Annotated in this window: 28 protein-coding genes and 1 tRNA gene; 13 read left to right on the top strand and 16 right to left on the bottom strand. The window is 64.5% G+C overall.

Annotation, left to right across the window (positions count from 1 at the left end):
- The first annotated feature begins 48 nt into the window (after window positions 1-48).
- A complete protein-coding gene (locus BLT50_RS08445; protein WP_175491430.1) occupies window positions 49-531 on the top strand; it encodes an anthrone oxygenase family protein in 483 nt (160 codons plus the stop codon).
- A gap of 78 nt (window positions 532-609) precedes the next feature.
- Here BLT50_RS08445 and hppD read toward each other — a convergent pair whose 3' ends face one another.
- Window positions 610-1,710, bottom strand: coding sequence for a 4-hydroxyphenylpyruvate dioxygenase (gene hppD / locus BLT50_RS08440; RefSeq protein WP_090028345.1), 1,101 nt, complete (start codon window positions 1,708-1,710; stop codon window positions 610-612).
- 146 nt (window positions 1,711-1,856) lie between these two features.
- Between hppD and BLT50_RS08435 the strand changes: the two genes are divergently transcribed.
- Both BLT50_RS08435 and BLT50_RS08430 read left to right on the top strand, forming a co-directional pair.
- The gene (locus tag BLT50_RS08435; RefSeq protein ID WP_090028219.1) at window positions 1,857-2,312 is read left to right on the top strand and encodes an Lrp/AsnC family transcriptional regulator; all 456 of its coding nucleotides are present in this window, start codon (window positions 1,857-1,859) and stop codon (window positions 2,310-2,312) included.
- A 22-nt stretch (window positions 2,313-2,334) separates the two neighbouring features.
- Window positions 2,335-4,221 (top strand): cation:proton antiporter domain-containing protein, encoded by a 1,887-nt coding sequence (locus BLT50_RS08430; RefSeq protein WP_090028218.1) that lies wholly within the window; start codon window positions 2,335-2,337, stop codon window positions 4,219-4,221.
- A gap of 12 nt (window positions 4,222-4,233) precedes the next feature.
- On the opposite strand, the gene cobT is transcribed toward BLT50_RS08430, so the two are convergent.
- On the bottom strand, window positions 4,234-5,244 hold the full coding sequence (gene cobT, locus BLT50_RS08425) for a nicotinate-nucleotide--dimethylbenzimidazole phosphoribosyltransferase (protein WP_090028217.1): 1,011 nt from the start codon (window positions 5,242-5,244) through the stop codon (window positions 4,234-4,236).
- A gap of 76 nt (window positions 5,245-5,320) precedes the next feature.
- On the opposite strand from cobT, the gene cobS reads away from it, so the two are divergent.
- Window positions 5,321-6,088, top strand: a complete 768-nt coding sequence (gene cobS / locus BLT50_RS08420) for an adenosylcobinamide-GDP ribazoletransferase (RefSeq protein ID WP_090028216.1) — start codon at window positions 5,321-5,323, stop codon at window positions 6,086-6,088.
- Between the two features lie 51 nt (window positions 6,089-6,139).
- Here the strand turns inward: cobS and BLT50_RS08415 are convergent, their stop codons facing one another.
- The 5 genes from BLT50_RS08415 to BLT50_RS08395 all read right to left on the bottom strand — a co-directional run bounded on the left by BLT50_RS08415 (window position 6,140) and on the right by BLT50_RS08395 (window position 11,145).
- The gene (locus BLT50_RS08415; protein WP_090028215.1) at window positions 6,140-6,649 is read right to left on the bottom strand and encodes a CarD family transcriptional regulator; all 510 of its coding nucleotides are present in this window, start codon (window positions 6,647-6,649) and stop codon (window positions 6,140-6,142) included.
- Between the two features lie 295 nt (window positions 6,650-6,944).
- Window positions 6,945-7,283 (bottom strand): ferredoxin FdxA, encoded by a 339-nt coding sequence (gene fdxA, locus BLT50_RS08410; protein WP_090028214.1) that lies wholly within the window; start codon window positions 7,281-7,283, stop codon window positions 6,945-6,947.
- Between the two features lie 52 nt (window positions 7,284-7,335).
- Window positions 7,336-7,725: an RNA-binding S4 domain-containing protein gene (locus BLT50_RS08405; protein ID WP_090028213.1), complete on the bottom strand. Its 390-nt coding sequence runs from the start codon at window positions 7,723-7,725 to the stop codon at window positions 7,336-7,338.
- A 6-nt stretch (window positions 7,726-7,731) separates the two neighbouring features.
- On the bottom strand, window positions 7,732-10,584 hold the full coding sequence (locus tag BLT50_RS08400) for a helicase-related protein (protein ID WP_090028212.1): 2,853 nt from the start codon (window positions 10,582-10,584) through the stop codon (window positions 7,732-7,734).
- A gap of 15 nt (window positions 10,585-10,599) precedes the next feature.
- Window positions 10,600-11,145, bottom strand: a complete 546-nt coding sequence (locus tag BLT50_RS08395) for a tetratricopeptide repeat protein (RefSeq protein WP_245723332.1) — start codon at window positions 11,143-11,145, stop codon at window positions 10,600-10,602.
- 84 nt (window positions 11,146-11,229) lie between these two features.
- Between BLT50_RS08395 and BLT50_RS08390 the strand changes: the two genes are divergently transcribed.
- Both BLT50_RS08390 and BLT50_RS08385 read left to right on the top strand, forming a co-directional pair.
- Window positions 11,230-11,520, top strand: a complete 291-nt coding sequence (locus BLT50_RS08390; RefSeq protein WP_090028344.1) for an SCP2 sterol-binding domain-containing protein — start codon at window positions 11,230-11,232, stop codon at window positions 11,518-11,520.
- A gap of 6 nt (window positions 11,521-11,526) precedes the next feature.
- Window positions 11,527-12,489 (top strand): alpha/beta fold hydrolase, encoded by a 963-nt coding sequence (locus BLT50_RS08385; protein ID WP_090028210.1) that lies wholly within the window; start codon window positions 11,527-11,529, stop codon window positions 12,487-12,489.
- Between the two features lie 9 nt (window positions 12,490-12,498).
- Here BLT50_RS08385 and BLT50_RS08380 read toward each other — a convergent pair whose 3' ends face one another.
- Window positions 12,499-13,329 carry a fumarylacetoacetate hydrolase family protein gene (locus BLT50_RS08380; RefSeq protein ID WP_090028209.1) on the bottom strand — a complete coding sequence of 277 codons (831 nt, stop codon included), beginning with the start codon at window positions 13,327-13,329 and terminating at the stop codon, window positions 12,499-12,501.
- Window positions 13,330-13,427: 98 nt separating this feature from the next.
- Between BLT50_RS08380 and BLT50_RS08375 the strand changes: the two genes are divergently transcribed.
- The 4 genes from BLT50_RS08375 to BLT50_RS08360 all read left to right on the top strand — a co-directional run bounded on the left by BLT50_RS08375 (window position 13,428) and on the right by BLT50_RS08360 (window position 18,381).
- Window positions 13,428-14,441, top strand: coding sequence for a ligase-associated DNA damage response exonuclease (locus BLT50_RS08375; protein ID WP_090028343.1), 1,014 nt, complete (start codon window positions 13,428-13,430; stop codon window positions 14,439-14,441).
- Window positions 14,438-16,030: an ATP-dependent DNA ligase gene (locus BLT50_RS08370; RefSeq protein WP_090028208.1), complete on the top strand. Its 1,593-nt coding sequence runs from the start codon at window positions 14,438-14,440 to the stop codon at window positions 16,028-16,030. The genes BLT50_RS08375 and BLT50_RS08370 overlap by 4 nt, the downstream gene beginning before the upstream one ends.
- Window positions 16,031-16,093: 63 nt before the next feature.
- A complete protein-coding gene (locus BLT50_RS08365) occupies window positions 16,094-17,914 on the top strand; it encodes a M3 family oligoendopeptidase (RefSeq protein ID WP_090028207.1) in 1,821 nt (606 codons plus the stop codon).
- Window positions 17,911-18,381, top strand: coding sequence for a GNAT family N-acetyltransferase (locus BLT50_RS08360; protein ID WP_090028206.1), 471 nt, complete (start codon window positions 17,911-17,913; stop codon window positions 18,379-18,381). Before BLT50_RS08365 ends, BLT50_RS08360 begins: the two co-directional genes overlap by 4 nt.
- A gap of 73 nt (window positions 18,382-18,454) precedes the next feature.
- Here the strand turns inward: BLT50_RS08360 and BLT50_RS08355 are convergent, their stop codons facing one another.
- Window positions 18,455-18,724 (bottom strand): DksA/TraR family C4-type zinc finger protein, encoded by a 270-nt coding sequence (locus BLT50_RS08355; RefSeq protein ID WP_090028205.1) that lies wholly within the window; start codon window positions 18,722-18,724, stop codon window positions 18,455-18,457.
- A 112-nt stretch (window positions 18,725-18,836) separates the two neighbouring features.
- On the opposite strand from BLT50_RS08355, the gene BLT50_RS08350 reads away from it, so the two are divergent.
- A complete protein-coding gene (locus tag BLT50_RS08350; protein WP_090028204.1) occupies window positions 18,837-20,012 on the top strand; it encodes a dipeptidase in 1,176 nt (391 codons plus the stop codon).
- A gap of 4 nt (window positions 20,013-20,016) precedes the next feature.
- On the opposite strand, the gene BLT50_RS08345 is transcribed toward BLT50_RS08350, so the two are convergent.
- From BLT50_RS08345 to BLT50_RS08330, 4 genes are all read right to left on the bottom strand, one after another.
- On the bottom strand, window positions 20,017-20,463 hold the full coding sequence (locus BLT50_RS08345) for a baeRF12 domain-containing protein (RefSeq protein ID WP_090028203.1): 447 nt from the start codon (window positions 20,461-20,463) through the stop codon (window positions 20,017-20,019).
- A gap of 70 nt (window positions 20,464-20,533) precedes the next feature.
- Window positions 20,534-21,466: a capsular polysaccharide export protein, LipB/KpsS family gene (locus BLT50_RS08340; RefSeq protein WP_175491429.1), complete on the bottom strand. Its 933-nt coding sequence runs from the start codon at window positions 21,464-21,466 to the stop codon at window positions 20,534-20,536.
- 88 nt (window positions 21,467-21,554) lie between these two features.
- Entirely contained in the window at window positions 21,555-22,451 is an 897-nt protein-coding gene (gene rpoH, locus BLT50_RS08335) for an RNA polymerase sigma factor RpoH (protein WP_090028201.1), read from the bottom strand.
- Between the two features lie 158 nt (window positions 22,452-22,609).
- Entirely contained in the window at window positions 22,610-23,635 is a 1,026-nt protein-coding gene (locus BLT50_RS08330; RefSeq protein WP_090028200.1) for an RluA family pseudouridine synthase, read from the bottom strand.
- On the opposite strand from BLT50_RS08330, the gene BLT50_RS08325 reads away from it, so the two are divergent.
- Window positions 23,634-23,936: a DUF6476 family protein gene (locus BLT50_RS08325; protein WP_175491428.1), complete on the top strand. Its 303-nt coding sequence runs from the start codon at window positions 23,634-23,636 to the stop codon at window positions 23,934-23,936. The genes BLT50_RS08330 and BLT50_RS08325 overlap by 2 nt on opposite strands.
- On the opposite strand, the gene BLT50_RS08320 is transcribed toward BLT50_RS08325, so the two are convergent.
- Together BLT50_RS08320 and BLT50_RS08315 are read right to left on the bottom strand one after the other, a co-directional pair.
- Window positions 23,937-24,013: transfer RNA gene (locus tag BLT50_RS08320), tRNA-His, on the bottom strand. It lies immediately after the preceding gene.
- A gap of 68 nt (window positions 24,014-24,081) precedes the next feature.
- Entirely contained in the window at window positions 24,082-24,564 is a 483-nt protein-coding gene (locus tag BLT50_RS08315; RefSeq protein ID WP_090028341.1) for a GNAT family N-acetyltransferase, read from the bottom strand.
- An 80-nt stretch (window positions 24,565-24,644) separates the two neighbouring features.
- On the opposite strand from BLT50_RS08315, the gene BLT50_RS08310 reads away from it, so the two are divergent.
- Entirely contained in the window at window positions 24,645-24,839 is a 195-nt protein-coding gene (locus tag BLT50_RS08310; protein WP_090028199.1) for a DUF6324 family protein, read from the top strand.
- Here the strand turns inward: BLT50_RS08310 and BLT50_RS08305 are convergent.
- Window positions 24,823-25,266: an MmcB family DNA repair protein gene (locus BLT50_RS08305; protein WP_090028198.1), complete on the bottom strand. Its 444-nt coding sequence runs from the start codon at window positions 25,264-25,266 to the stop codon at window positions 24,823-24,825. The two genes, BLT50_RS08310 and BLT50_RS08305, sit on opposite strands and share 17 nt — an antisense overlap.
- Window positions 25,267-25,444: the final 178 nt, after the last annotated feature.

Here is a 25,444-nt window from a genome sequence, read left to right as displayed (position 1 = left end):
CTTTACACTGTGTCAAGTTACAAGCTTGATGAAAAAGGAACTACGAACATGAAACCGCAAATCCTCGACCTCGTCCTGTTGCTGTCCGGCCTGTCCGCCGCGCTGGTTGCGGGTGTCTTTCTAACCTTCTCGGACTTTTTGATGCGCGCCCTTGGCGCATCGGCCCCGGCGGCCGGAACCGAGGCCATGCAGCACGTCAACCGCGAAGTGTTCACTTCGGTGTTCATGGTGTTGCTGCTGGGCTCGGTCGTCGTGGCGCTGGCGCTTTTCGGCATTTCCTTCGGCCCGGTGCCGACACCGGCCAGCGGGTGGATGCGCGCAGGGGCCCTGACCTATGTTTTCGGCGTGTTTGCCGTAACCGGGCTGGGCAATGTGCCGATGAACAAGCGCTTGGATGGCATGGATCACCTGTCGGATGCCGGGCAGGCCTATTGGCGGGTCTACAATTCCCGCTGGACCCGGCTGAACCATGTGCGCACGCTTTGCGCGGCGCTGGCGGCGGCGTTCTACCTGACCGCGGCGATGACATGACCCGTCAGTCGCAGACCCACAAGAAAGGGGCGCCCCGATTGCAGGACGCCCCTACCCTCCCTCGCGTTGGACCGCGGGTTATTCGGCTGCCTGGATCTCGCCGTTTTCGATCTGCTCGCGTTCGATGGATTCGAACAGCGCCTTGAAATTGCCCTCGCCGAACCCGTCATCACCCTTGCGCTGGATGAACTCGAAAAAGATCGGGCCGATCACGGTTTTCGAGAATATCTGGAGCAGGATGCGGGTTTCGCCGCCATCCACCACGCCTTCGCCATCGATCAGGATGCCGTGCTTTTTCATCCGGTCGATCGGTTCTTCGTGGCCCACGACACGCGTCTTGCTGAGATCGTAATAGGCGTCGGGCGGCGCGGGCATGAAGCGGATGCCACGATCCGAGATGGCATCGGTGCTGTCATAGATGTCCTCGGTGCCCACGGCGATGTGCTGGATGCCTTCGCCGTTGTATTTCTTGAGATAGGACACGATCTGCCCGGTTTCGCCGCGATCCTCGTTGATCGGGATGCGGATGCGCCCGCAGGGCGAGGTCAGCGCGCGGGAAAACAGGCCCGTATACTTGCCCTCGATATCGAAGAACCGGATTTCGCGGAAATTGAACAGGTCGCCGTAGAAGCCGAACCACTTGTCCATGTTGCCCTTGAACACGTTGTGGGTCAGGTGATCGAGATAGTAGAACCCGACGCCCTTGGGCTTGGATTGCGCGATCCAGTCGAATTCCCAGTTGTAGGGCGAGGTATCGTAATACCTGTCGGTGAAATAGATCAGGCTGCCGCCGATGCCCCTGATCGCGGGCCAGTCCACGGTCTTGTCCGGCCCTTCATAGGGTTCCGCGCCCATCTTTACCGCATGCTCAAAGGCGTGTTGCGCATCGCGGACGCGCCATGCCATCGAGGGCGCGCACGGCCCGTGTTCTTCGACGAAACGGGCGGCAAAGCTGTCGGGGTCGGCATTCAGCACATAGGTGATATCGCCCTGCTGCCAAAGTTCGACCAGCGGTTTGTCCTTGTGGCGGGCCACCAGTTCGTACCCCATCGCGGTGAACAGATCGCGCAATTGCTGCGGGTCGGGATGGGCGAATTCGACGAATTCGAACCCGTCGGTGCCTGCGGGATTGTCCTTGGTGATCTCGGCGCGCGGGGCGTCATGCGGGAACGGGCCCATGATGCGTCTCCTGTTGAAGTGGCGTGTTCGCTTGTTTTTGCAGCATAGCAGCGTGTTTTCGCCGGTTTTGCGCATTCTTTGGCCTGAACGCGCCTCGACACGCGTGAATTTCACACTATTGTTAAAAAAATGCGGAAAATTCGCACATGCTGGACGACACCGACAAACGACTCCTCTCGGCGCTGCAGGCCAACGCGCATCTGACCGCGCAGGAGCTGGGCGAGATGCTGAACTTGTCGTCCAGCCAGGCGGGACGCAGGCGGCAGCGGCTTGAGGCCGAAGGCTATATCCAGTGCTATGCCGCGCGGCTCGATCCCGTGCGGATCGGCCTTTCGGTGCAGGCCTTTGTCCAGGTCCAGCTGGGCACGCACGGCCCCGAACAATCGCGCAGTTTCGCGCGGCTGATCGACACCAGCCCCGAGGTGACCTCGGCCTGGACGCTGACGGGGGATGCGGACTACCTGCTTCGCGTGTATTGCGAAGATCTGGGTGCGTTGAACCGCCTGATTCACGAGCGCCTGCTGCCGCACCCGGCGGTGGCCCGCGTTCAGAGCCAGATCGTCATGGACCAGTTCAAACAGGACGCGCCCCTGCCCACCTGACCGCGCGACAAAGGAGCGTTACGTGCAAGAGTTTCTTTTCCAGGCCTCGATTTACCTGCTGGCGGCGGTGATCGCGGTGCCGCTGGCCGCGCGGCTGGGGCTGGGATCGGTGCTGGGCTACCTGATGGCCGGCATCGTGATCGGCCCCGTGCTGGGCCTGACGGGCAGCGAAACGCAGGATGTGCAGCACTTTGCCGAATTCGGCGTGGTGATGATGCTGTTCATCATCGGACTGGAGCTTGAGCCACGCACACTTTGGGACATGCGCCACCGGCTGATCGGGTTGGGCGGGCTGCAGATCGTCCTGACCACGCTTGCGGTGATGATGGGGGCGCAATGGCTGGGATTTTACTGGTCGGTCGCGCTGGCGATCGGGCTGGTGGTGGCGCTGTCGTCGACGGCGATCGTTTTGCAGACGCTATCGGAAAAAGGGCTGATCCAGACCGGAGGCGGGCGGTCGGCGTTTTCGGTGCTGCTGACGCAGGACATCGCGGTGATCCCGATGCTGGCGCTTCTGCCGCTGCTGGCGCTGCCCGCCGCACCGCAATTGTCGCCCGAGGGCAACGTCATGCGCGCCAAGGACGTGGAGCATGCAGGCGACGCGCATCACGCCATTTCGCTGGTCGAGGGGCTGCCGGGTTGGGGCGTCACGCTGGTGACGCTGGGCGTGGTCGCCGCCATCATCCTGGCAGGGATTTACCTGACGCGGCCGATCTTTGCCTTCATCCACCATGCCCGCCTGCGCGAGATGTACACCGCGCTGGCGCTGCTGATCGTGCTGGGCATCGCCCTGCTGATGCAGATGGTGGGGCTTTCGCCCGCGCTTGGCGCGTTCCTGGCCGGTGTGGTCCTGGCCAACAGCGAATTCCGCCACGAACTCGAGGGGGATATCGAACCCTTCAAGGGGCTGCTGCTGGGCCTGTTTTTCATAACGGTCGGCGCGGGCATAAATTTCGGCACACTCTGGTCCGCCCCGGTGACGCTGATCGGGCTGACGCTTGCGCTGATCCTGGTCAAGGGCGTGATCCTTTACGTGCTTGGACTGATCTTCAAGCTGCGCGGGCGCGACCAGTGGCTGTTCACACTCAGCCTGGCGCAGGCCGGGGAATTCGGGTTTGTGCTGCTGTCGTTTTCGGTGCAGCAATCGGTGATCCCGCGCGACGTCGCCGACCGGCTGCTGCTGATCGTGGCGCTGTCGATGCTGATCACGCCGTTGCTGTTCATCCTTTACGAATGGCTGTCGCGCCGCATGACCGAAGAGCAATCCGGCCAGCCCGCCGACGAGATCGACGAACAGGGGCCGGTGATCATCGCCGGGATCGGGCGGTTCGGGCAGATCGTGAACCGTCTGGTGCAATCGAGCGGGTTCAAGACCGTGGTGCTGGATCACGACATGGAAACCATCCAGCTGATGCGGAAATTCGGTTTCAAGGGGTTCTTCGGCGATCCCACGCGCCCCGAATTGCTCCACGCGGCGGGGCTGGCCGACGCCAAGGTGCTGGTGGCCGCGCTGGACGATCCCAAGGCAACGACGCGGCTGGTCGGGTATGCACGGCGCGAACGGCCCGACCTGCATATCGTGGCACGGGCGCGCGACCGCACACATGTGTTCCAGCTATACCAGGCGGGGGCCGATGATATCGTGCGCGAGATGTTCGACAGCTCGCTCCGGGCAGGGCGCTACGTGCTGGAACATGTGGGATTGAGCGAATACGAAGCCGCCGAGGCCGAGCGCGTGTTCTATCGCCATGACCGCGAAACGGTACGCGAACTGGCCCAACTTTGGGATCCCGACATTCCCGCATCGCAGAACGAGGCCTATATCGCCCGTGCGCGCGAGCTGGAAAAGGATCTCGAAGCGGCACTGGGCCAGCTTGAATTGCACGATGAGGACGACGACGGGCGGTGACGCCCGCCGCGTTCAGCCGTCGCTGACGCCTGCCTCGGCGAAGGTGGCCATGCCCGACTGGCAGGCCGCCGCGCCCTTGAGCACACCGATCGCAAGCGCCGCGCCCGAACCTTCGCCAAGGCGCATGCCAAGCCGCAAAAGCGGCTCCTTGCCAAGCTCCTGCAGCAATTTCGCGTGACCTGGTTCTTCGCTCATGTGGCCGGCGACGCAATGATCCAGGGCGCCGGGATGTTCGGCCGCGAGGCAGGCAGCGGCGGCTGTGCAGATGAATCCGTCAAGGATCACGGGGATACGCAGGGTGCGGGCACGGGCAATGGCCCCGGCCATTGCCGCAAGCTCCCGGCCGCCAAGGCAGCGCAGCGCCTCCAGCCCGGTCGGGAAGGCATGAAGGCGGGCGGCTTCTTCGACGACGCGCGTCTTGTTCTGCACCCCTGCGTCATCGACGCCGGTGCCACGGCCGACCCATGTTTCGGCCGCGCCCCGGTAATGCGAATAGGCGATGGCCGCCGCCGAGGTGGTGTTACCGATCCCCATTTCCCCGGTGACCAGAACATCCGCGCCCGGATCGACCGCATCCCAGCCCGCCAGAAATGCCATCAGGAATTCGGCCTCGTCCATGGCGGGGCCTTGGGTGAAATCCCCGGTCGGACGGTCGAGATCGAGCGCATGAACATCCATCCGTGCGCCGAACAGGTTCGACAACTGGTTGATCGCGGCGCCGCCGGCCTGGAAGTTCAGGACCATCTGCGCCGTCACCTCGGCGGGAAACGCGCTGACGCCCTGGGCCGTCACGCCATGGTTGCCGGCAAAGATCAGCACCTGCGGCGCGTCCGCATGCGGCTTGTCCGTGCCTTGCCAGCCCCCCATCCAGATCGCCAGATCCTCGAGCCGGCCCAACGCGCCGGGCGGCTTGGTCAATTGCCCGTTGCGCGCCTCGGCCGCGGCGATCGCATCGCCATCGGGGCCAGGGGCCGCGGCCAAAAGCGCGCGGATGTCATTCAGGGTCTCGGGGCGGTTGGACATGACGGATCACTCGTTGATTGTTGCGATGCCCCGGTGTTTAACCGCTGGACACGCGCACACAAGCAGAGTTCGTCCCATGTCGACGCCCGAATCCGACACGCGCCCCTTTCACCCCGGCGATATCACGGCGTCGCTCGGCCTTTTGACGCGGCTGCCCGTACCGGTTTCCGATGCGGCGGCGCGCCGCGGGGCGCGCGCGGCCTGGGCCTATCCGTTGGCTGGCGCGGTGGTCGCGGCGCTTGGCGGCATCGCCGGCTGGCTGGCCATGGCGGTGGGGCTGGCGCCGATGCTGGCCGCCGGGCTGGCGCTGGCCACGATGATCGCGGCAACAGGCGCCTTGCACGAAGACGGTCTGGCGGATTGCGCGGACGGGTTCTGGGGCGGCTGGGACCGCGCACGCCGGCTGGAGATCATGAAGGACAGCCGGATCGGCACTTATGGCGTGCTGGCCCTCGTTCTGGGGATCGGCTTGCGTTGGACGGCGCTATCGGTGCTGTTCGCGCAAGGCACGGCGTTCGCTGCGCTGATCGTGGCGGCGATGCTCAGCCGGGCGGCGATGCCCGTACTCATGACCGCCCTGCCCCATGCCCGCGATACCGGCCTGTCGCATCATGTGGGCCGGCCCGGCGCGATGACGGTCGCCGCTGGTGCCGCGCTTGCCCTGGTGGCAGCGATGCTTTTGCTGGGCGCGGGTCCGGGGATGGGCGTTGCCCTTATGGCCACGCTGGCCGTGGCCGCATCAGGCGCGTTGGCGCGCAACCGGATCGGCGGGCAGACGGGCGATGTGCTGGGCGGGGCGCAGCAGATCTGCGAAATCACCGTGTTGCTGACGCTCAGCGCATGAAAAAACCGCGCCCGTTTCGGGGCGCGGCCATTTCCAGATGCGGTTCGCCGATTACGCGGCGCGCGACACCAGGGCTTCGTCCACCTTCTTGGCGGCGTCCACCTCGTCGCTGCCGGCAACAGCCGCGACTTCGCGGGTCAGGCGCTCGAGCGCGGCTTCGTAAAGCTGACGCTCGGAATAGCTCTGTTCGCGCTGATCGTCGGTGCGGTGCAGGTCGCGAACCACTTCGGCGATGGCGATAAGGTCGCCCGAGTTGATCTTTTGCTCGTATTCCTGGGCGCGGCGCGACCACATGGCCCGCTTGACCTTGGCCTTGCCCTTGAGAGTTTTCATCGCCTGGCTCACCACGTCGGGGCTGGACAGGCTGCGCATCCCGATCTCGGTCGCCTTGTTGGTAGGCACGCGCAGCGTCATCTTGTCCTTTTCGAACGAGATCACGAACAGTTCCAGCTTGATGCCGGCGATTTCCTGTTCTTCGATCGAAACGATTTGTCCAACACCGTGGGCCGGATAGACCACGTAATCGTTGGGGCGAAACTCGGCTTTCTTGGCTTTGCTCATTCAGTCCTTCCTTGCAAGCGACCGCCCATCGCGGGCGACAGCGATCACGGCGCGGCCGAACCAGGCCCCGTCGAGCAGCTTTCATTGTCGCGAAACAAACGTTCTGGCAGCATCCGGTCGGGTGTGTCAGGTGCTTGTCGTCATATGGGCGTCACATTACCATAAAACAAGCGCACAATCAAAACCTTGCAGCAATGATGCGCGAATCGCCGCGAATCCGGTCAAGTCAATCTGACAAATTGTGAACGAAACAGGGTTTTACCCCACGTCACCGGCGGCGGGCAAAGCGAATCGCTCAGCCGCCCTCGCCCGGCGCTTCCGAGAAATACTTGTCCAGCTTGCCGGTTTCGCCGTCGCGGTCCTCGGCTTCGGGGAGCGGGTCTTTCTTGGTGATGATGACCGGCCACATCTCGGAATACTTGCGGTTGAACTCGACCCATTTTTCCATGTCGGGTTCGGTATCCGGGCGGATCGCATCGGCGGGGCATTCGGGTTCGCACACGCCACAATCGATGCATTCATCGGGATGGATCACCAGCATGTTCTCGCCCTCGTAGAAGCAATCGACGGGGCAGACCTCGACACAGTCGGTGTATTTGCAGGCGATACAGTTATCGATGACGACATAAGTCATGGGTGTCTCTCATCCTTGACGGTTGTTTCGTGACCTAGACCAGCGCGCCGGATCAATCAAGCACCCTGCGGCGCGCTGCGTCGATCTTTCGCCTGTCACGTTTGGTCGGGCGGCCGCCATCGCCATGCGGGTTGTCATAGCTCGGCGCGACAGGTGGTGTTTCCGGGGGCGGATCGCTCAGGTCGTCATACAGGGCCTGGGCCTCGACCGCCGGCCCACGCCGCGTTCCGACCGCCAGGATGCGCACCACGCGCACCCGGTCGCCCTTGGCGAAAGTCAGGACATCGCCGGGGCCCACCTTGTGCGCGGGCTTGCCGGCCTTGTCACGATTGACCCGCACATGCCCGCCGCTGACCATGTCAGCGGCGATCCCGCGCGATTTCGCGAACCGCGCGTGATACAGCCACTTGTCCAGCCGGATGCGGGCGGCGTCGTCCGACAAATGCGCTCAGCCCTTGTCCTTCAGCCCCATAAGCGCGGCGGCAAAGGGGTTGTCGGGGTCGATACGGTCGGATTTCTTGGGGGCGGCCGAATAGGTCTTGGGGCCGGCCTCGCGGCGTGGACCCTTGCCCTTTTGCGGCTTGCCCTTGCCTTTTTGCGGCTTGCCGCGGCCCTTGGCCTCGCGCTCGGGGCGCCGGTTGCCACCACCGGCACGGGCACGGCCCGCCCAGGTGAAGGTATAGAACACCTCGATCTCGGGCGTGTCGGGGGCGGCGTCGGGCGCTTCGCCCACGGGCTGTTCGCCCTCGGATGCCTCGGGGATCGCGGGCGTGACTTCGGTTTCGGCGGGCAGTTCCTCGGCCACCGGGGCAATGCCCGCGTCGGCAATTCCCTCGACCTTGTCGGCGGGGGTTTCGGGCGTTGGCGTTTCGGCCGCCTGCGCCTGTTCCTCGGACGCGGCAGCGACCGCCTGATCCACCGGCTTGACCTTTTCACGCTCGCCCTTGTCGGCCTTGTAGCCAAGGCCCTGCATCAGGTCGGCGAACTGCTCCAGCGTCATGCCGGTGATCGACAGCATGTCTGCCGTCGCCTCGAACCCGGCGCGGCTGTCCTGGCCGCGCAGCATGTCGGCCAGCCGTTCCAGCATGTCGATACGGATCGAGCGTTCGCCCGCCGCGCGATAGCCCGCCATCGCGTCATAGCCTTCGGGCGCGCCCTTGTCGGTCGGCACCGTCACCAGGCCGGGCGGCGGCGCCTCGGGGAAGGTATCGAGGCCCTTCGCCAGGCTCCAGAGCACAAGGCGCAACCGGGTCGGCGCGGGTTTCAGAAGCAGCGGCATGAAGATCGTGAACTGCCCGAAACGCACGCCATGTTTGCGCAGCGCACCGCGCGCGTCCTGATCCAGCGCCTTCACCTCGTCGGCGACGGCGCCGCGTGGCAGGATGCCCAGACCTTCGACAAGCCGGAATGCAAAGCCGCGCGCAAGCCCGGTCAGCGCCTCGTCGCGCGACATGGCCAAAAGCGGCTCGAACAGGGTGGCGATCTTGCGGTCGATGAAATGCTGCAGGCGGCGTTCGACTTTTTGGCGGACATCGGGGCCCGCCTCGTCATCAACAAAGCCCTGCACCTGCGGCTTGAGGGGGTCGGCCCCGGCAACCAGCTTGCCGACCGCCTGTTCGCCCCACATCAACCCGCCCTGTTCGGTAAAGTCGATCTCGGTATCGGGCGCGTTGTAGAACCTGTCGGCCCGCAGATGGAATTGCGGCACAAGCGCCTGCAACGACGCACTGCGCAACGTCTTGGCCTCCTGCCCCGTTGCGTCCTTGTCCTGACGGAACCGGAACCCTTCCAGACGGCCGACGAATTCGCCTTCGACGGTCACTTCACCCTTGTCGTTCACTTCGGCCAAAAGGGCCTCCTTCTGCTTGAGCCGGCGCAAGAGCACGCTGGTGCGCCGATCCACAAATCTTTGTGTCAGACGCATGTGAAGCGCATCTGACAGGCGGTCTTCTACCGCGCGGGTTTCGCCGCGCCAATGACTTTCGTCATTTACCCAGCCCTTGCGCTGCGCAACGTAAGTCCATGTGCGGATATATGCCAGTCGCTTGGACAGCGCGTCTATGTCGCCATCGGTGCGGTCGATGCGCCGAACCTGACGGGCCAGCCAGTCGTCCGGCACGCCGCCGCCTTCGTGCAGGAAGCCGAAGATGCGCTCCAGCAGGCCGGCGTGTTCCGCATGGCTGATGCCGCGGAAATCGGGGATGCGGCAGACATCCCACAGCAGGCGGACAGATGGCGCGTCGGACGCCCGTGCGCGCACCTCGCCAAGTTCGGCCAGCGATTTGAGCGCCAGCAGGTCGTCGCTGTCGCGGGTGCGCACCAGCAGTTCGTCGCGCGGGTTCTCCTCGAGAGAGGCGATCAGCGCCTGGGGCGAGCCGAAATTCAGCGCCGCGTTGCGCCATTGCAGCTTGCGGATCGGCGTAAAGCGGTGGTCGCAGATCGCCTGCGCCACCTCGTCGGGAATCGGGGGCGCCTCGCCGGTGACGCCGAAGGTGCCGTCCGACATGCCCCGCCCCGCGCGCCCGGCGATCTGCGCCAGCTCGTTGGGGGCCAACTGCCGCATCCGGCGCCCGTCGAACTTGGTGAGCGACGAAAACGCCACGTGGTTGATATCGAGATTCAGCCCCATGCCGATTGCATCGGTGGCGACCAGGTAATCGACCTCTCCATTCTGGTAAAGATCGACCTGCGCGTTGCGCGTACGCGGGCTGAGCGCCCCCATGACGACCGCCGCCCCGCCTTTCTGACGGCGCAAAAGCTCGGCTATCGCATATACGTTTTCAACCGAAAACCCGACGATAGCGCTGCGAGGCTGCATTCGGCTTATCTTTTTCGAACCAAGATAGGATAGCTGCGACATCCGCTCGCGGCGCACGAACTGCGCGTCGGGCACCAGCGCGGAAATGGTCGGACGCATCGTGTCCGACCCCAGGAACACCGTCTCCGACAGCCCCCGCGCCCGCAGCAGGCGGTCGGTGAAGACGTGCCCGCGTTCGGGGTCGGCGCAAAGCTGGATTTCGTCGATCGCCAAGAAATCGCACCCCAGGCCCTCGGGCATCGCCTCGACCGTGCAGACCCAGTACTGGGTGCGCTCGGGCACGATCCGTTCCTCGCCCGTGACCAGCGCCACGACGGACGGGCCGCGCACCGCGACGATCTTGTCATAGACTTCGCGTGCAAGCAGGCGTAGCGGCAGACCGATGATGCCGGTGCGGTATCCAAGCATCCGCTCGATCGCATAATGGGTCTTGCCGGTATTCGTCGGCCCCAGGACCGCCGTGATCCGCGCGTTCTGGGCCATGTCGCCCCCCGCCTGTCAGAGTTCGCGGCCCTCGACCTCGGTTTTCAACCGGGCGCGCGCGGCCTTGGCCTCGTCGTAATGCGGGTGCATCTTCAGGACAAGCGCATAGGTCTCGTAGGCAAGCGCGGCTTCGCCGAGTTGTTCCAGCACCGTGCCAAGACCATAGAGCGCGTCGAAATGATGCGGATTGAGGATCAGCGCCTGTTCCAGGTCTGCAAGCGCGGGGCCGGCCAGACCCTCGGCGAAATAGGCCTGCGCGCGTCCGTGATACGCCTCGGCAAAATCCGGCGCATGGTCGATCACGGCGCTGAAATGCTCGATCGCCGCATCGTTTTCGCCGCGTTCCAGAGCATCCTGCCCCCGCTTGAGGACCAGATCCATCGCGTCCGAGCCGCTTTGCGCCCATTTCATGCGGATCTCGCGCGTGATTCCCTTGGAGTCGACGGCCTCGGCCGCCTGCAACCGTTCATACAAAGGGGTCAGTCCCGCCTCATCGCCCTTGACGGGTATGGAAAACGTGACTGTCAGCAGACCTGCCGCAACGGTATGTTTGATGATCAAGGGCCATGTGCGCATAACATCTCGAAGTGTAATGCAGCGCAGGGCGAAATAAAGCCCCTGCCAGATCAAAAAGGGATGATCGAAATGAGCACCGTGATCGAAGCCGCCGTTGCGGCCCTCAACGACAAGCTGGGCAGCGCCGATTTCGACGGCTCCGCCAAGTTCGTGATCGAGGGCGAAGGCGCCGTTGTCGTCGATGCGTCGGGCGCGCGCGCCAGCGACGAAGACACCGACGTCACCCTGACCGCCGATGCCGACACGTTCGAATCGATGATGACCGGCGACCTCAACCCCACCGCGGCCTTCATGTCCGGCAAGCTCAGCGTCGATGGTGACATGGGCATGGCGATGAAGCTGGGCTCGATCCTGGGCTGACACAGGATGGAGCGCGCGCCGTTCTTTTCCGAACTTGCCGACGGGCCCGACAACGGCGCGGCCTGGTGGCTGACGGCCACGGATGGCGTGCGTATCCGCATTGCGGCATGGCCCAAACAAGGGGCCAGGGGAACGGTTTTGATCTTTCCCGGCCGCACGGAATATGCCGAAAAATACGGACGCGCCGCGGCCGACCTTGCGGCGCGCGGCTATGCGACACTGGCGATCGACTGGCGGGGACAGGGGCTGGCCGACAAGCTGCTGGATGATCCGGCGGTCGGGCATGTCGAGCGGTTCACCGACTATCAGAAAGACGTGGCGGCCGTCCTGAAGGCGGCCGAATCCCTCGATCTGCCGCGCCCGTGGCACCTGATCGCACATTCCATGGGCGGCTGCATCGGTTTGCGCTCGGTCATCGAAGGGCTGCCGGTCAATTCCTGCGTGTTTTCGGCGCCGATGTGGGGGATTGTCATTTCCCCGATGCAGCGCCCGGTGGCCTGGGCCCTGGGTTGGAGCGCGTCACGCCTGCGTCTGGACAACGCGATGGCACCGGGCACCAGCGTGGCGCATTACGTGTCCGCCGAGCCATTCGAAGGCAATCCGCTGACGACCGACCCGGGCATGTTCGATTACATGCGCCGTCACCTCGAGCTTGAGCCCGCGCTCAGCCTTGGGGGGCCTTCGATCCGCTGGGTGCACGAGGCGCTGGTAGAAATGCGCGCGCTGGCGCGGCGCCCCTCTCCCGGGCTGCCCTGCCTGACATTCCTTGGAACCGCGGAAAAGATCGTTGATCCGGGCCGGATCAAGGCCCGGATGGCCGGCTGGCAGGGTGGTGAGCTGGAGATGATCGACGGCGCGGAACACGAGGTCATGATGGAAACCCCGCAAATCCGCGCCCATGTATTCGACCGGGCGGTCGCACTGTTCGACCGCCACGCCGGCACCGGAACCAGCGCCAACGTGGCGTAACTGGCGCGATCAGGCGTCGCGCATGATGCGCTGACGCTGCGCGCCCAGTTTCTCGATCCGCGCCTCCATGACATCGCCTTCTTTCAGGAAGCGTTGCGGCTTGTGGCCCATGCCGACACCCGGGGGCGTGCCGGTGGCGATGACGTCGCCGGGATGCAGCGTCATGATCTGGCTGAGATGCGAAATGATGTGTGGCACCTGAAAGATCATGTAGGACGTGCTGCCGGTTTGCATCCTCTCTCCGTTCACATCGAGCGCCATGTCGAGGTCATGGACATCGCCCACCTCGTCCGGGGTGACCAGCCACGGCCCGACAGGCCCGAAGGTGTCGCAGCTTTTGCCCTTGGTCCACTGCCCGCCCCATTCCATCTGGAATTCGCGCTCGGACACGTCATTGACGATGGTAAAGCCCGCTACGTGATCCATCGCGTCGGCCTCGTCGACATATTTGGCGGTCTTGCCGATCACGACACCCAATTCGACCTCCCAATCCGCCTTTTGCGACACGCGCGGCAGGATCACCGGATCGAACGGCCCGTTGATGCAGCTGTTGGCCTTCATGAAGACGATGGGCATCTCGGGCGGCTCGGCATTCAACTCGGCGGCGTGGTCGCTGAAGTTCAGCCCGATGGCGACCAGCTTGCCGATGCGCCCGACCGGTGTGCCGATCCGCGGCTCACCCTCGACGAGGGGCAGGCTTTCGGGATCGACCCGCGGCAGCGCCCCCAGAACGTCGCCCGCAATGTCATCGACCACGCCAGACAGGTCGCGCAACGCGCCGTTTGCGTCCAGAACCCCGGGCTTTTCGGCCCCTGCCTCACCGTAGCGTATGAATTTCATCCCGATCCCTCCTGATTTGCGATTTGCCGACACCCTACTTGCGGCGCGGGAAAGGGCAAGCTCTGGCGATGCGGCGCGCGGGCCCTATGATCGGTGGCATGGCACAGGCGCAGGTTCTGACATTTACGGATCGGGGCATTTACTGCCCGGCGGGCGATTTCTTCATCGACCCGTGGCGCCCGGTGGACCGGGCTCTGATCACGCACGCCCATGCCGATCATGCGCGCTGGGGGCATGGCCGGTACCTTGCGACCCATGGCAGCCTGCCCGTGATGCGCCACCGCCTGGGCGACATCACCGCCGAAAGCGTGGGCTATGACGAAACCCGCCGTATCGGCGATGCCACGGTCAGCTTTCACCCGGCGGGACATGTGCCCGGCTCGGCCCAGATCCGGGTCGAGGTCGCGGGCGAGGTCTGGGTGGTGTCGGGCGATTACAAGCTGGGGCCGGACGGCCTGTGCGAGGAATTCGAACCCGTCCGCTGTCACAGCTTCATCAGCGAATGCACCTTCGGGCTGCCGGTCTTTCGCTGGCATCCGCAGAACCAGGTGGCCGGCGAGATCCTGGACTGGTGGCAATCGAACGCATCGCAAGGCCGGTTCAGCCTGCTGGGGGCCTATTCGCTGGGCAAGGCGCAGCGCCTGTTGCACATGCTGCGGGATGGGCCGGGGCCGATCCTGACCCATGGCGCGGTCGAGAACGTGAACGAGGTGCTGCGCGCGCAAGGGCTGGCCCTGCCCGACACGGTCCGCGTGACGCCCGACCTGGATGCCAAGGCCCATCCCGGCGCGCTGGTGATCGCGCCGCCCTCAGCGTTCGGTAGTTCCTGGGCCCGACGGTTCGCACAGGCCAGCACCGGATTCGCCAGCGGTTGGATGCAGTTGCGCGGCGTGCGCCGCCGCCGTGCGATGGACCGCGGCTTTGTCGTGTCCGACCATGCCGACTGGCCCGAACTGCACCGCGCCATCAAGGAGACTGGCGCAGAAAATATATATGTAACGCATGGTTACACGGATATCTTCGCGCGCCACCTGAACGAAATCGGCTACAACGCCCGGGTGGTCCCGACCGAGTTCGGAACCGACGAGGACGGTGCGGAGGACGCGGCATGAAACGCTTTGCCGCGCTCTTTACCCAGATCGACCAGACAACCAAAACATCACGTAAAACCAGCTTGTTGCGCGCCTATTTTGAAACCGCCCCAAAGGATGACAGGCTTTGGACGGTGGCGCTGCTGTCGGGGCGGCGGCCAAAACGCGCGGTAACGACCACGCGGTTGCGCGAATGGGCGGCCGAGCGGGCCGGCATCCCGTTGTGGCTGTTCGAAGACAGCTATGCCATCGTCGGCGATCTGGCCGAAACCATCGCCCTCGTCCTGCCCCCGCCCAACCGCCGGGACGACCACAGCCTGACCGAGATGATCGGCCGTCTGCGCGCGCTCGGGGCGCTTGACGAAGCCGCGCGCAAGCCGGTGATCCTCGATCTGTGGGACGGGCTCGACCAGACCGAACGGCTGGTGTTCAACAAGCTGCTGACCGGCGGGTTCCGTATCGGCGTCAGCCAAAAGCTGATGACCCGGGCGCTGGCGCAGGCCCTTGACCGCGACGAGGCCGAGATAGCCCACCGCCTCATGGGCGACTGGAGCCCCGACAGCACCGACTGGCACAGGCTGATCGAAGCCGAAGACGCCAGTGCCGACCTGTCGCGCCCCTACCCGTTCGCCCTGGCCCATCAGGTCGATGACGCCCCGCACGTGCTGGGCCCGATCGGCGACTGGCAGGCCGAATGGAAATGGGACGGCATCCGCGGCCAGCTGATCCTGCGCGAAGGGCAGCACTTCACTTGGTCCCGCGGCGAGGAATTGATGACCGACCGCTTTCCCGAATTCGCCCGCGCCGTCGACTTCCTGCCGTCCGGCACCGTGCTGGATGGCGAGATCGTGGCATGGGACGGCGACCAGCCCCTACCCTTCAACGCGCTGCAGAAACGTATCGGGCGCAAGACGGTGCCGAAAAAGCTGCTAAAAGACGCGCCCGTGATCATGCTGGCCTATGACCTGCTTGAAGATCGGGGCCACGACCTGCGCGACCGCCCGCTTTTGGAACGGCGCGCGGCGCTTGAGCGTCTGCTTTCGGGCCTGCCGGGCGACGCACCTGTACGCGCCTCGCCCGTGATCGAGGCGCGGGATTGGGACGACCTGGCGCGCATCCGCGCCACCGCCCGCGATGCCCGCGCCGAGGGGCTGATGCTGAAGCGGCGGAAAAGCCCTTATTTCGTGGGCCGCAAAAAGGGCGATTGGTGGAAATGGAAGCTCGACCCGCTGACCATCGACGCGGTGATGATCTATGCGCAGGCGGGCCACGGGCGGCGCGCCAACCTGTTCACCGATTTCACCTTTGCGGTCCGCGACGGTAACGCGCTGGTGCCGTTCACCAAGGCCTATTCGGGCCTGACGGATGCCGAGTTCCGCCAGATCACCGCCTGGGTGCGCAAGAACACCACCGAACGTTTCGGCCCGGTGCGTCAGGTCAAGCCGCACCATGTTTTCGAAATCGCCTTCGAAGGCATCCAGCGCAGCCCGCGCCACAAATCGGGCGTGGCGCTCAGGTTTCCGCGCATGGCGCGGTGGCGGCAGGATCTGTCCGTCGACGATGCCGACACGCTCGATCACCTGCACGAGATGCTGAACATCTATGGCTAGGGTTGAGGCCCGCCGCCCCGCACCATATGTCTTGGCGCAAGCGACAGAACAAAGGACCGCACAATGCTCCACCTGCCCTTCCCCGTCCGCGATGCAAATGCCTCATCCGGGTCCGACAATCTCGGTGACCTGCCCGAATGGGATCTGAACGATCTCTACAAGGGCGAGGACGACCCGCAGTTGCAAAAGGATCTGGACTGGCTGGAACAGGAATGCGCCGCCTTCGCCGCCGATTACGAAGGCAAGCTGGATACGCTGGATGCCGGGGGCCTGCTGACCTGCGTCCACCGCAACGAAAAGATCAGCGCCATTGCCGGACGCATCATGTCTTTTGCCGGACTGCGGTACTACCAGCTGACCACCGATGCGGGCCGTGCCAAGTTCCTGTCGGATTGCCAGGAAAAGATCACCAACTTCACCACGCCGCTGGTGTTCTTCACGCTCGAACTGAACCGGATCGAGGATGCTCGGCTGGACGCGATGCTGGCGGATAACGCCGATCTGGGCCGCTACCGCGCGGTTTTCGACCGGATTCGCGCGATGAAGCCCTATCAGCTGTCCGACGAGTTGGAAAAATTCCTGCACGATCTGGGCGTGGTGGGCGACGCCTGGGAACGGCTGTTCGACGAAACCATCGCGGGGCTGGGCTTCGAGGTCGATGGCGAGCCGCTCAACATCGAAGGCACGCTGAACCTGCTGACCGACCATGACCGCAACAAGCGCGAGTCCGCGGCGCGCGAGCTGGCCCGCGTTTTCGACATGAATATCAAGACCTTCGCCCGCGTTCACAACACGCAGGCCAAGGAAAAGGAAGTGATCGACCGCTGGCGCGGCATGCCCACCGCACAAACCGCGCGGCACCTGTCGAACGATGTCGAACCCGAAGTGGTCGAGGCGCTGCGCAACGCGGTCGTTGCGGCCTATCCGCGCCTCAGCCACCGGTATTACGAGCTCAAGCGCAAGTGGCTGGGCCTGGATCGCATGCAGGTCTGGGACCGCAACGCCCCCCTGCCGATGGACGCGCCGCGCACCGTGGGCTGGGACGAGGCCCGCGCCATCGTGACCGAGGCCTATGCCGGGTTCGATCCGCGCATGGCGGACCTGTCCGAACCGTTCTTCACCAAGGGCTGGATCGACGCGGGCGTGAAACCGGGCAAGGCGCCCGGCGCCTTCGCGCATCCCACCGTCACGGATGTGCACCCCTATGTCATGCTGAACTATCTCGGCAAGCCGCGCGACGTGATGACCCTTGCGCACGAGCTGGGCCACGGCGTGCACCAGCGGCTGGCGGCAGATCAGGGCGAAATGCTGTCCTCCACACCGCTGACCCTGGCCGAAACGGCTTCGGTCTTCGGCGAGATGCTGACCTTCCGCAAGATGCTGGAAAAGGCCAAGGATGATGGTGAGCGCAAGGTCTTGCTGGCGGGCAAGGTCGAGGACATGATCAACACCGTCGTCCGGCAGATCGCGTTCTACGATTTCGAATGCAAGCTGCACGAGGCGCGTCGCGGCGGCGAACTGACACCCGACGACATCAACGACATCTGGATGAGCGTCCAGGGCGAATCCCTCGGTCCGGCATTCGACTTCATGGACGGGTACGAAACCTTCTGGGCCTATATCCCGCATTTCATCCACTCGCCCTTCTACGTCTACGCCTATGCGTTCGGCGACGGGCTGGTGAATGCGCTTTACGCGGTCTACGAGGAATCGCCCGCAGGGTTCCAGGACAAGTATTTCGAGATGCTCAAGGCGGGTGGCTCCAAGCATCACAAGGAACTGCTTGCGCCCTTCGGCCTGGACGCGTCCGATCCGAAATTCTGGGATAAGGGCCTGTCGATGATCGAGGGCATGATCGACGAGCTCGAAGCGATGGAGGGGTGAGCGTCACGCTTGCCCCGCTGACGCAGACGGATTTCGGCAGGGTGGCGCATATCAGCGTCCACCCGGACCAGATCCGGTTTTCCGGCACCGTGGCCGAGGCTTTCGAAACCGACGAGGACGGCGTCGATTTCCACGCGATCCCGCAGGGACGCGACGCGGTCGGTTTCTTCAAGATCGACCGCCATTACCCCCAAACCTACCCGTTCGCCCGGCCGGGCGAATTGGGCCTGCGTGCCTTCATCGTCGATGCAGCGCGGCAGGGCGAGGGCCTGGGCAAGGCGGCGATCCGCGCACTGCCCGCCTATCTGCGCGACCTCTACCCCAGCGCCCCGGCTGTCGTGCTGAGCGTGAACTATTCCAACCCTCCAGCCATCCGCGCCTACCTGTCGGGCGGTTTCGCGGATACCGGCGAGATGTGGCCGCACGGATCGGCGGGGCCGCAGCATGTCATGCGCCTGCCCCTCTGACTTCATCTTGCCGAAAATACTCGGGGGTTTGGGGGCAAAGCCCCCAATCCTGACCGTGCCGGCCGGCGCGGCCTCACTTCAACTGGCTGTCCTTCGATCCGCGGCGGTTGATCCCGCCCCGTGCCTTGTAGGCCCCGTCGCGTTCGGATGCGCAATCCACGCACAGCTTGACGCCGGGGATCGCCTGGCGGCGCTTTTCGGGTATCTCTTCGCCGCATTCGGCGCATTCGGCCAGGCTGTCGCCCACGGGTTTCGGGCGGGCCTGCATCCGTTTCAATTCGTCCTCGATCGAGGCTTCGATCTGTTCGCTCACCGCGCCGTCGCGGGCCCATCCTCCGGCCATGGCTGCCTCCTGTTCCTGGATGGATCGTAACGCAATCCGGCAAGGGGCGCCACGTCAGGCTTGGCGCGCAGGCGATTTCACAGCACCCTCGCCAAAACAATCGGAGGGATTCATGCGTATTCTTGTGCGGGGCCTGTTGGGGCTGCTTCTGCTGGCCGTCATCGGGCTGGCCGGTTTCTTCACCTTCGCGCCGGCCTATGTCGAGGCGCAGCGAAATCCCGTCATCCCGCACGATCCCTATCCCGTCAGCGATGCGGCGCGCGCGCTCCATGACAGCCTGGTCGTGGGCGACTGGCATGCCGACCCCCTGTTGTGGAAGCGCGACCTGTCAAAGCGCGGCACGCGCGGCCAGGTAGATATCCCGCGCCTGATAGAAGGCGGCGTCGCCGTGCAGGTCTTTACCGCCGTCACCAAATCGCCCGCGGGCCAGAATTACGAGGAAAACAGCGCCGAGGCGTTCGACAACATCACGCTTCTGGCCTTTGGCCAGCTTTGGCCGATGCGCACCTGGACCAGCATTTACGAGCGCGCGATCTACCAGGCCGAAAAGCTGCACCGGTTCGAGGCCCGGCTGGACGGCACGCTGCGGATCATAAAGTCCCGCGCCGATCTGGACGCTGTGCTGGCGGCGCGTGCGGCGGGGCAGGACGTGGTCGGCGGCATCCTCGGGGTCGAGGGGCTGCACCCTCTCGAAGGGGACATGGCCAAGCTTGACGGGCTTTACGCGGCGGGCCACCGGGTGTTCGGGCTGCAGCATTTCTTCGACAACGCACTGGGCGGGTCGCTGCACGGCATCGGCAACAAGGGCCTGACGGAATTCGGCCGGCAGGTGGTGGCGGAACTGGCCCGCCGGCCCGTGATCATCGACGTGGCCCATTCCAGCCCGCAGGTCGTCGAGGATGTTCTGGCCCTAACGGACGTTCCCATCGTGCTGTCGCATTCAGGCATCCATTCGCATTGCCCGGTCAAGCGCAACCTGACCGACGACCTGATGCGCCGCGTGGCGGCAACGGGCGGGGTTATCGGCATGGGCTATTGGGCCGATGTCGTGTGCGGGCCGATCACGCCGGACGGCATCGCAGACATGATCCTCGCCGCGATCGACGCGGTCGGCGAGGATCATGTCTCGCTCGGGTCGGATTTCGACGGCTCGGTCGAAACCGCGTTCGACACCTCGGAACTGCCCGCGCTGACACATGCGCTGCTGCAAAAGGGACTGAGCGAGGCGCAGATCGCCAAGGTGATGGGCGGCAACATGCTGCGCGTGCTGCGCGCCCGGCTGGAATGAGGCCCTAGACCGCCAGAACCTCGTCAAGATGCGCGGGAAGATCGGCCAGCGGAAGCTTGGTCAGATCCTTGTCCAGATCCGCGCGCAGCGCCGATTTCAGCGCATCGGGCATGTCATCGCGCAACGCGCCCAGCATTTTGGGGGCAGCCGCCACGACCAGACGGTCATAACCTTGCGCCGCGAATATCCGCGCGGTTTCCTCCATCACCAGCTCGGCGAAATCCTCGCGTTGCTGGCGCCGTTCCGATGTGGGGCGCTCAAAACCGTGATGCGCCATGCCCGGCCCGCCGCGCTGGCTGCCCGGCGCATCGGCATAGCGGGCGCTGATTTCGCCCAGGTCGTCCACGGCATATTCCGCCACTTCGGCAATGCCCTTGCCGACGCCCGTGTTCTCGCAAAGACGCATCTTCTTTTCACTCGCTAAAAGGATCAGGGTGCGGATAGGTTTCATGCCAATCCTCCTTTTGTTGGGTTCCTGGAACGAGTCTGTGCATGAAGAACGCACCGTTCAATGATCTGTGTCAGATCGCGTAACCCGTGGCACGAACCCGCCGCAACACTTGCGCGACCAATGCGTCGGACCCCGCGTTCACGCAATTCAGCCCGAAATACCAGTAGACATACTTGGCGTACTGGCGCGACGGCGCGGGTGCCGCCAGCGCGGCAGACAACTTTTCCGCGGTCTGCGCGGTGGTGGCGATGTGGTGAAAATCGGTTTTCCCGCACAGAATCACCGGCTTTCGATGCAGATAGGCCTCGATCCCGACGGCCGAGTTGATCGTGACCACCTTGTCTGACACCGCGATGATGTCATGGATGTTGCCGCTGCTGATGCACAGACGGGGATGCGCGTCGCGCAGCGCGATCAGCCGGTCGTAGACGGAGCTGTCCAACTCGCGCGGGTGGGGTTTGACGATCACCGGCCCATCGGTTGCGGCCAGCACGGCCTCAAGCATGGTCCAGCGATCCAGAAAGCAGGTTTCCCCCACGATTCGGTGGGATTCGGATTGCAGGAATACCGCCGCCTGCGCCTGCGGCAGGGCCTCGGGTTGTTGCGGCTGTTCGTAACGGGACTGACGGGCATCGACCAAACGCTTGCGCAACCGCCGGAAAAACGCGGCGGCCTTGTCGGCGTCGATCCGCGCGGGGCGAAACGGCTTGTCCGCAATAGACGAAAACGCCCGTATCCCCTGCGGGTCGAGGTTCCAGAATGGATAGACATAGGCGATGCCCGCATTCAGCGCGCGGGGATGCCGGACCTGTCCGTGATTGACGATGTGAAAGGCCGTGTCGCGCTCGATCGCGGCGGGCAACGCGTCACGGTCGATAGCAACCGCGCGCCAAACGATCCCGGCCTCGGCCAGACCCGTCGTCAGCTTGCGATAAAACGGCAGCATGGCCGACGGGTCGGCCACCCAGTCGCGCGGCAGGTGAAGGACGATCTTCTGGCTCATTCCCGCCATAGGATCGCGCCGGCCACGCAAAGACAAGGCCCCGCGCGTTGCCGCACGGGGCCTTTTCCTGTGTGTTGCGCCCGAGGCCTTACGCGGCGGGCAGCATGCCCTTTTCGGAGGCCAGTTCGCGCATGCGTTCCTGCAGCTTTTCGAAGGCGCGCACCTCGATCTGGCGGATGCGTTCGCGGCTGACATCGTATTGCGCGCTCAGGTCTTCCAGGGTCACGGTTTCCTCGCTCAGCCGGCGCTGGGTCAGGATGTCCTTTTCACGATCGTTCAGGACTTCCATTGCCTGGGCCAGCAATTCGCGCCGGGCCTGCAATTCGTCGCGTTCCTCGTAATCGGCGGCCTGGTCGGCGTCTTCGTCCTCCAGCCAGTCCTGCCACTGCATGGTGCCTTCGCCTTCCTGCCCCACGGTGGCATTCAGCGACGCATCCCCGCCCGACATGCGGCGGTTCATGCTGATGACCTCGTCCTCGGTCACGCCCAGATCATGCGCGATCTGCTTGACGTTGTCGGGATGCAGATCGCCGTCTTCCAGCGCACCGATGCGGGCCTTGGCCTTGCGCAGGTTGAAAAACAGCTTCTTCTGCGCCGATGTGGTGCCCAGCTTCACCAGGCTCCAGGAGCGCAGGATGTATTCCTGGATCGAGGCGCGAATCCACCACATCGCATAGGTCGCAAGGCGGAACCCCTTTTCGGGGTCGAACCGCTTGACCGCCTGCATGAGGCCGACATTCGCCTCCGAGATGACCTCGGCCTGGGGCAGGCCATAGCCGCGATAGCCCATCGCGATCTTGGCGGCGAGCCGCAAATGCGACGTGACCATCTTGTGCGCGGCTTCGGCGTCTTCCTGCTCGACCCAGCGCTTGGCCAGCATGTATTCCTCTTCCGGTTCCAGAAGGGGAAATTTGCGGATTTCCTGAAGATACCGGTTCAGACCGCCTTCGGGCGTCGGTGCCGGCAGATTTGCATAGTTGCTCATTTTCCCTGTCCCCTCCTCAATGTTTAAGGGCTTAACATAGCAGATAGGAAGCTATGCGCCCCGTTTCAAGGGTCTGTTTCCACTATACGGAACATGGGCAGCCTTCCGTCGCTTTGCCCGTCTTGTGACAGCACGCTCACGCGGTTGTGCAAAGGGTTTCAGCCCCGCAGCGCAGCCAGCAATCCGGCAAAGTCGGCCGGCAATTCCGCCTCGAACCGCAACGCATCGCCGCTGACAGGATGTTCGAACCCCAGCACTGCGGCATGCAGCGCCTGGCGCGGAAAGGCACGCGCGGCCGCGACCGCCTTGGGCGGAAGCGCCTTTTCCGACAGCTTGCGCCGCCCGCCATAGACGGGATCGCCGATCAGGCCATGACCGGTATGGGCCATATGCACCCGGATCTGATGGGTCCGGCCGGTTTCCAGCCGGCATTCGACCAACGCAGCCACGGGCGGTTGTCCGAACCTTTCCAGAAGACGCACCCGCGTGACCGCGTGGCGCCCGCCCTGGAATAGCACGGCCTGTTTCTGCCTATCCGTCTTGTGCCGGGCCAGATGCGTGGTGATCTTCATCACCCCGCCCGGTTCGAAACTGACGCCGCGCACCCCCTGCAGGCGCGGATCGGCCTGATCGGGCACGCCGTGGCATATCGCCAGATAGGCGCGGTCGACCGTGTGCTTTTCGAACTGCGCGGCCAGCCCGTGATGCGCCCGGTCGGATTTCGCCACCACCAGCAGGCCGCTGGTATCCTTGTCGATCCTGTGGACGATGCCGGGCCGCTTTTCCCCCCCGACACCCGACAGCGTGTCGCCGCAATGATGCAGCAGCGCGTTGACCAGCGTGCCACCGGGACTGCCGGGCGCGGGATGCACCACCATCCCGGCGGGCTTGTTGATGACGATCAGGTCGTCATCCTCGTACACGACATCGAGTGCGATATCCTCGGCGCCGATATGGGTTTCGGCGGCCTGCTCGACGGTGATCTCGACGATGTCGCCCTCAGCCACCTTGGCCTTTGGGTCCGTCGCGGGCGCACCGTTCAACCGCACGGCCCCGTCAGCGATCAGGCGGGCCAGCCGCGTGCGCGATAGTGCAGCCGCCTCTGGCACATCGCGCGCCAGCGCCTTATCAAGGCGGGGCGGCGGCTCGGCGCCGATACGCACGGTGACAAGGGTGCTTTGCATGGATGACCTGCCCCAGCCGGAAGAACCGGCAAACCTGAAATTCCTGCGCCTTCTGGTGACGACCCTGACGGCGGTGATGATCGTGGGCGTCATAGTGGTGATTGCGCTGCTTGTCACCCGTTTGCGCGACCAGGGCCCCACCCTGCCCGACCAGATCTCCCTGCCCGCCGGCGCCAGCGCCCACGCCTTTACCCAGGGGGACGGATGGTTCGCGGTGGTCACTGATGACGACCGCATCCTGATCTACAACGCGACCACAGGCGCCTTGCAGCAGGAAATCACGGTAACGGCGGGGGAATGATGGTACCGCCTCCCTGGCTTGAACAGGGGACCTCTGGATCCACAATCCAGCGCTCTAACCAACTGAGCTAAGGCGGCACTGACGGGCGATTTAGCGGGCTGCGTGCGCGATTGCAAGAGCGTTGACCCGTTTTTCTGCACCCCGGCTACAGGTCGATTTCCCAAGCCTGTTCCACAAGATCGACGCCGAAATTATGCACCGGTTCCGACCGGGTGCAGCGCCAGCCGTGACCGGCATAAAGCGCACAGGCTGCCCGGTGGCTTTCGTGCGTCCAAAGCGCCATGCGCCTGTAACCCCGCGCCCGCGCCCAATCCATGCAGGTCTGCAGCAGCCGGTGACCCAGGCCCAGCCCGCGCGCGCCCGGCACGATCAGGAAAAGGCGCAGCTTGGCGGTTTCGGCGTCCTGGCGCACACAGAAAATGCTGCCCAGCCGCTCGCCGCCCCGCCACGCGATCCAGGCGCGTTCGCAGGTGGGATCGTGATCGCGGATATAGCCGGCCAGGATTTCCGCAACCAGCGCCTCGAAGGTTTCGTCGAACCCTTCCTCAGTGGCGTAAAGCATCCCGTGCTGCTGGATCAGCCAGCCCGCATCGCCGATGGCAAGGTTGCGCAGTTCGATATCTTCCATGATCCGCATCTGACCCCGCCGTGGCTTGCCAAGCAAGGGCGAAAGCGATAATCGCCCCTTCCAGACCAAGGAGACGCCAGATGGGCATCAACACCGAACGCGATATCCAGGCCAACCTGCAGATCGGGCCGACCGATCAGGGGATGGTGCGCCTGTTCATCGAGGCCGACGGCATCGAGATCCCGATGGATTTCGATCCCGAAGAGGCCGAAGAAATCGCCGAGGAAATCCGCGCAGCCGCCCGCATGGCACGCGGCGTCAAACCGCGAAAGTGAAATCGGGGTCGCGCAGCGCCTGAAGACGCCTTGCGGCGTGGGTTGCGAATTTCTGCGTCAGAACCTTGCGCCGCGCGGCGGCCAGTTTCGTCTCGGGGCCCATGCGGATGATCTCGGCGTCCCAGGCATCGGCCAGGATCAGCCCGGTCTCGGGCGGCAGCAACTCGGTCGGGAAATCGGCATCCACCGCCCAGAAATACCTGTCGCACCATTCCAGGTAGCCTTGCCATTTGCTGTCCGACTGAAAGTCGGCCCGGCAGGATTTGCATTCGACCACCCAAAGCTCTCCCTTGGGGCCCAGCCCCATCACGTCGACGCGCAGTCCGCGCGCGGGCACGAATTCCTCGATCGCGGCAAAGCCGTGGCTGGCAAGATGCCGGCTGACGCCGCGCGCCAGAAGCTGTCCGGGTTGGGTTCGGTCGGTCATGCGGCAATGATGAACATATCGTGAACAAATGCAACCCCTTGCCGTGCGGCCCACAAGAGACTACGTAGCGAATTGGCGGGTGCTGCTCTTCTCGTGAGACGGTTGCATTCCGGTGGCCTTAAGCAATTCCGAGGGAGTTGGCTCTGTCCGGGCCCTGGTCCGGTTACCTGACGCCCAC

The organism is Lutimaribacter saemankumensis (assembly GCF_900100005.1).
Classification (GTDB): domain Bacteria; phylum Pseudomonadota; class Alphaproteobacteria; order Rhodobacterales; family Rhodobacteraceae; genus Lutimaribacter; species Lutimaribacter saemankumensis.
The sequence above is the reverse complement of the archived record's forward strand: the minus strand, read 5'-3'. Positions and strand labels throughout refer to the sequence as shown.